This is a genomic window from Frankia sp. CcWB3 (assembly GCF_977927595.1).
Genome location: NZ_CDWRCK010000035.1, coordinates 17,231 through 22,524 on the forward strand (window position 1 = coordinate 17,231; position 5,294 = coordinate 22,524).

At 72.0% G+C, this 5,294-nt stretch carries 5 protein-coding genes; 4 read left to right on the plus strand and 1 reads right to left on the minus strand.

Features of this window, described 5'->3' with window-relative positions:
- The coding region (locus ACY5KJ_RS04890; RefSeq protein WP_462202868.1) for a hydrogenase maturation nickel metallochaperone HypA at window positions 1–222 on the minus strand (222 nt) is incomplete at its 3' end.
- A 427-nt stretch (window positions 223–649) separates the two neighbouring features.
- Between ACY5KJ_RS04890 and ACY5KJ_RS04895 the strand changes: the two genes are divergently transcribed.
- From ACY5KJ_RS04895 to ACY5KJ_RS04910, 4 genes are all read left to right on the plus strand, one after another.
- Window positions 650–1,621, plus strand: a complete 972-nt coding sequence (locus ACY5KJ_RS04895; protein WP_462185836.1) for an NADH-quinone oxidoreductase subunit B family protein — start codon at window positions 650–652, stop codon at window positions 1,619–1,621.
- A gap of 82 nt (window positions 1,622–1,703) precedes the next feature.
- A complete protein-coding gene (locus ACY5KJ_RS04900) occupies window positions 1,704–3,311 on the plus strand; it encodes a nickel-dependent hydrogenase large subunit (protein ID WP_462202869.1) in 1,608 nt (535 codons plus the stop codon).
- 13 nt (window positions 3,312–3,324) lie between these two features.
- Entirely contained in the window at window positions 3,325–3,891 is a 567-nt protein-coding gene (locus ACY5KJ_RS04905) for a hydrogenase maturation protease (RefSeq protein ID WP_462185808.1), read from the plus strand.
- 40 nt (window positions 3,892–3,931) lie between these two features.
- Window positions 3,932–5,182, plus strand: coding sequence for a hypothetical protein (locus tag ACY5KJ_RS04910; RefSeq protein ID WP_462202870.1), 1,251 nt, complete (start codon window positions 3,932–3,934; stop codon window positions 5,180–5,182).
- Window positions 5,183–5,294 lie beyond the last annotated feature (112 nt).

The following is a 5,294-nucleotide window of genomic DNA, read 5'->3' on the forward strand; positions in this document are numbered from 1 at the left end:
GGACCCGGCCAGCACCTGCCCGCCGGGGGGATCGGCGCCGTTCCCCGGCGGCCCATCGCTCTCCGGGGGCCCAGCGTTCATCAGCTTCCAGCAGTAGGCGAGGGTTTCCGGCACGATCTGGCGCAGCTGGCCCACCCGGACGTGCACCCGGGTGACCGGCCGACCGGCCGCGTGCCGGGTGACGACGTCCGCGATCGATCGGCAGACGGACAGCTCGTGCATCGCCCGGTCCTCCCCCGGCACCCTCCGGCGACCCGCCTGATCCGGTGACCCGCCCGAGCCGGCATCGCACCGGCTCACCACTTCGCCGGGCCGCGCCTCGGCGCTCGCCCCACGGGCGTCGATGAGGGCAGGCTGGGATGGCCGGTGCATACCCCACTCTCACCCGGTCGTGTGCGCTTCACCAAACCGCACTGCGCGTTGGTGACTGCGCGTTGGTGGCAGCCTCCGCGCACTGTCGATAGGCGTCCGGCGTTGGGGGACATAGCGTCTGCTCTGCCGGACGTCTCCGTGAGGCGACGGGCCACCCGACGATCACCCGGCCCAGCGGCTTCTGATCACCTCGCCGGAGGGCTCGGTCCGCTCGTGGAGGTGGGCGGTGCGGCGGACCGCGGTGCCGACCACGGCCCGTCCGACGAAGGGAGTGCTGATGTCATCCGTGCTGTGGTTCCAAGGCGGGGCGTGCAGCGGCAACACGATGTCCTTCCTGAACGCCGACGAGCCCAACGTCGTCGACCTGATCACCGACTTCGGGCTGGAACTGCTCTGGCACCCATCGTTGGGGCTGGAGAACGGCGCCCAGGCCCGGGAGCTGTTCACCGACTGCGCGCGGGGTGAGCGGCCGGTCGACATCTTCGTCTTCGAGGGTTCGGTGATCCGCGGCCCGGACGGAAGCGGCGGCTTCGACGTCTTCGCCGAGCGGCCCATGCAGGACTGGGTGCGCGAGCTGGCCGCCCAGGCTCAGGTGGTGGTGGCGATCGGGGACTGCGCCTGCTGGGGCGGGATCCCCGCGACGGCGCCGAACCCGACGGACTCCACCGGGCTGCAGTTCCACAAGCGTGAACGCGGCGGTTTCCTCGGCCCGGGCTTCCGGTCGCGCTCCGGGCTGCCCGTCGTCAACATTCCGGGCTGCCCGGCCCACCCGGACTGGATCACGCAGATCATCGTGGCGCTGGCCACTGGCCGGGCCGCCGACATCGCGCTCGACGAGCTGCACCGGCCACGGACGTTCTTCACGACATTCACCCAGACCGGCTGCACCAGGGCAGAGTACTTCGAATACAAGCAGTCGACCCTGGCTTTCGGGGACGGGACCCGCAAGGGCTGCCTGTTCTATGAGTTCGGCTGCCGCGGCCCGATGACCCACTCCCCGTGCAACCGGATCCTGTGGAACCGCCAGTCGTCGAAGACCCGCGCCGGCATGCCGTGCATCGGGTGCACGGAGCCGGAGTTCCCATTCTTCGACCTCGCCCCCGGCACGGTCTTCAGGACCCGGAAGGTCGGCGGGCTCATTCCACGGGAGGTGCCGGCGGGCAGTGGCCACCTCGGCTACCTGGCACACGCGGCAGCCGCCCGGATAGTCGCCCCGCAGTGGTCGAAGGAGGACATGTTCGTCGTCTAGCCGCCCGGCAGCCGATGACCGATGACCGCGCGTGCTCCGACCGGAGACCGCGAGGAACGGACGGGGAGGAGAGAGGATTCCAATGGCCACCGTCGATCTCAACGTCAGCCCGTTGGGGCGCGTCGAGGGCGACCTCGACGTCCGGGTCACGATCGACGACGGGGTGGTCACCTCGGCGTGGACCGAGGCGGCGATGTTCCGGGGCTTTGAGATCATCCTGCGCGGCAAGGACCCGCAGGCGGGCCTGATCGTGACCCCGCGGATCTGCGGGATCTGCGGGGGCAGCCACCTGTACAAGTCGGCGTACGCGCTGGACATCGCGTGGCGCACCGAGATGCCGCCCAACGCGACGCTGGTCCGCAACATCGCGCAGGCGTGCGAGACGTTGCAGAGCATCCCGCGCTGCTTCTACGCGCTGTTCGCCATCGACCTCACAAACCGGAAATACGCCTCCTCGCCGCTGTATGAGGAGGCGGTGCGGCGGTTCGCGCCCTACACCGGCAGCAGCTACGGCCCGGCGGTGGTGCTGTCGGCCAAGCCGGTGGAGGTCTACTCCATCTTCGGCGGGCAGTGGCCGCACTCCAGCTTCATGGTGCCCGGCGGGGTGATGTGCGCGCCGACGCTGCCGGACGTGACCCGCTCCATCGCCATCCTGGAACACTGGAAGGTCAACTGGCTGGAGAAGCAGTGGCTCGGCTGCTCGGTGGAGCGATGGCTGGCCAACCGTACCTGGCAGGACGTGCTCGCCTGGGTGGACGAGAACCCCGCCCAGCGCGACAGCGACTGCGGCTTCTTCCTCCGGTACTGCCTCGGCATCGGCCTGGACCGCTATGGCCAGGGAGTCGGCAACTACCTGGCGACCGGGACATACTTCGCCCCCGACCTCTACACCCGGCCGACCATCTCCGGCCGCAACGCGGCACTCATCGGCCGGTCCGGGGTGTACGCGGGCGGCGAGTACTCCGAGTTCGACCAGGCCCGGGTGCGGGAGGACGTCACCCACTCGTTCTACGAGGGGACCGAGGCGCGCCACCCGTTCGACGGCGAGACCCGGCCCATCGATCCGGCGCGCGGCCGGGAGCAGGGCAAGTACAGCTGGGCGAAGTCACCCCGGTACGAGGTGCCGAACCACGGGTACCTGCCGTTGGAGGCCGGGCCGCTCGCCCGCCGCGTCGCCGCCGCGGCTCCCGGCGCGGGTGCCCACCAGGACGACGACCCGTTGTTCGGGGACATCCTGGCGGCCATCGGCCCGTCGGTGATGGTCCGCCTGCTGGCCCGGATGCACGAGGCCGCCAGGTACTACCAGTGGACGCGGGCCTGGCTCGACCAGCTGGACCTGCACGAGCCGTTCCACCTCAAGCCGGTGGAGTACGCCGAAGGGCGCGGCTTCGGTTCCACGGAGGCGGCCCGCGGCTCGCTCTCGGACTGGATCGTCATCGAGGACGGCAAGATCGCGAACTACCAGGTGGTCACCCCGACCGCCTGGAACATCGGCCCCCGCGACGGCTCCGAGGCGCCCGGTCCCATCGAGCAGGCCCTCGTCGGCACGCCCATCGTGGATCCGGAGAACCCGATCGAGCTCGGCCACGTGGCCCGCAGCTTCGACTCGTGCCTGGTCTGCACGGTCCACGCCTACGACGGCAGGACCGGCCGGGAGCTCAGCAGGTTCGTCATCAACGACAACCTATGACCGGGAGTGACCTATGACCGGGGACCGGGAGGCGGGTGCCGCCTCGCGACCCCCGCCCGGGCCGCGGGTGCAGGTCGATCCGCCCGGTTTCGAACCACCAGGGTGCGAGGTGGCCGTGATCGGCTGCGGCAACCTGCTGCGCGGTGACGACGGGGTCGGGCCGATCCTGGTCCGCCGGCTCGCTGAGACGGGCGTCCCGGCCGGGGTGCGCCTGGTCGACGGGGGGACCGCCGGGATGGACACGGCGTTCGCGATGCGCGGCGCGCGCCGGGTCGTGGTCGTCGACGCCAGCCGCACCGGGGCCAAGCCCGGGAGCGTGTTCGAGGTCCCGGGCGCACAACTGGAGAACCTGCCCCTGGACGCGCTGCACCCGCACGCCTTCCGCTGGGACCAGGCGCTGGCGTTCGGGCGCTGGCTGCTCGGCGACGGCTATCCGGGCGACGTCGTCGTCTACCTCATCGAGGCGGGCGGCGTGGAGCCCGGCGCCGATCTCAGTCCCGCGGTGCGCCGGGCGATGGAACAGGTCCGGGAGATGATCATCGCCGGTCTCACCCCCGGGACCGGCGGAACGGACGGATGACCAGACGCATGGATGACCAGACGCATGGGTGAGGACGCGCATGGGTGAGGACGACGTCATCGGCACGGGTGTGACCTGCGCGCGCCCGCAGCCCGTCGGGGTCTTCCCGCTGCCGGCCGGTTTCCTGCTCGTGCCGGGCGGCGAGGCCACGGCCGACCTGCGCCGGACGCTGGCGGCCGGGAAGGTGCCGGCGGCCTGGCCGGCGGAGCTGGCCGCGCTGGAGCTCGCCTACCGCGGGGAGGTCGTCGCGGCCGTCGGGCAGCTGCGCGGCGATGACCCGGTCGACCGCTACAACCGCTTCGTGCTGCGACCGGCGGGCGCTGACCCCGAAGACCCGGTGGCACTGCGCCGGGCGCTCGGCGACGAGCTGGGGATTCTGGTGGACGTGGTCCGGTTCGCCCTGGGCGAGCTGGACGAACCTCCGCCGCCCGGCGGGGAGACCGGCGAGATCGCGGCAATGGTGTGGTCCGCACACGCCGCCCAGGCCATGGCCGCCGGCCGGCCGGGCGAGGCTGCGGGGCTGCTGGAGCGGGCCATCGCCGCAGCGCGGGAGCCCTCCCCCGGTCTCGCCACCCAGCTCAGGTCCACCGCGGCGGACCTGCGTCGCGGAGTCGAGGGGCCGAGCCCGGCCGTCATCGCAGAGCTGACGGCGGCGCTCGCCGCGCTGGCCGCCACCGACCTCACGGTCGGCCGGGCCGAGCTGCACCTGAGCCTCGGTTCGGCCTACCAGGAGCTGGCCGGGAACGATCCGGCGAGCCTGAAGGCCGCGGTGGAGCACTACCTCTCGGCGCTGCGCCTGGTCCGCATCGATACCGCCCCGGAGCTGTTCGCGGCGGCACAGGTCAACCTCGCCACGGCATATCTGGCCATGCCGATGGCGCAGGCGTCCGACCAACTACGGGTCGGCGTGGCTGTGCAGGGCCTGCGGACCGCCCTGTCCGTCTACACCCGCGAGACCCATCCCGAGCGGTGGGCCAGCACCCAGCTCAACCTGGCCAACGCCTTGGTCTACGCGCCGTCCGCGCATCGGGAGGACAACCTGCGGGAGGCGGTCGCGCGCTACCAGGATGTCATCGCCGCCCGCGACCGCGACGCCGACCCCCTCGGCTACGCCCGGGCTCGGGCGAACCAGGGCAACGCCCTGGCCCACCTCGGTCTCTTCGACCCGGCGCAGGCGGTGCTGCACGAGGCGCGGGCGATCTTCGAGGAGTTCGGGGACTCCGACGCCGTCCTGGCCGTGCGCGGGGTACTCGACGAGATCGCCCGCCGGCTCACCGCGAAGTCGACGTGACGCCCGGCAGCGGAACACTCGGTGACGCCACTCCGACCACTCCGACCGGATGGGCTGGGCAGGCCGGCCGGGCAGGGCGGGCCGGCCTGCCCAGCCCATCCGGTCGGAGTGG